Below are 274 nucleotides of genomic sequence, written 5' to 3'. Positions count from 1 at the left end.
CAATTAAAACATTTGATAAATGCCTATAACCATTGAAATAAAAAACAGAACCAATTGGTTATTAACTGCTGTGATGAGTCTTGGTTTAACGATATCTTCTTTTATTATAGTTATTATCATTCTTATTGGCCTCCTTCAAGGCATTGATATTCCTGCTATTTTAAGTGTCCTATCAATGGCTGGCGTTGTTATCGGATTTTTCATACTATTCCTCTACATCTGGCTATGGAATACCTTGGGAAGAACAGTATTCCATATTGGAGCTGATGCCATC

At 34.3% G+C, this 274-nt stretch carries 1 protein-coding gene; it reads left to right on the top strand.

Annotation, left to right across the window (positions count from 1 at the left end; genetic code table 11):
- Positions 1 to 19: 19 nt before the first annotated feature.
- A partial coding sequence (locus tag SB689_RS23090) for a hypothetical protein (protein WP_410694394.1) occupies positions 20 to 274 on the top strand: 255 nt, incomplete at its 3' end.

It is taken from the genome of Chryseobacterium sp. SIMBA_038, assembly GCF_046535115.1.
GTDB lineage: Bacteria > Bacteroidota > Bacteroidia > Flavobacteriales > Weeksellaceae > Chryseobacterium.
Note: the sequence above shows the minus strand (reverse complement) of the source record. Positions and strands in the feature narration are given on the sequence as shown.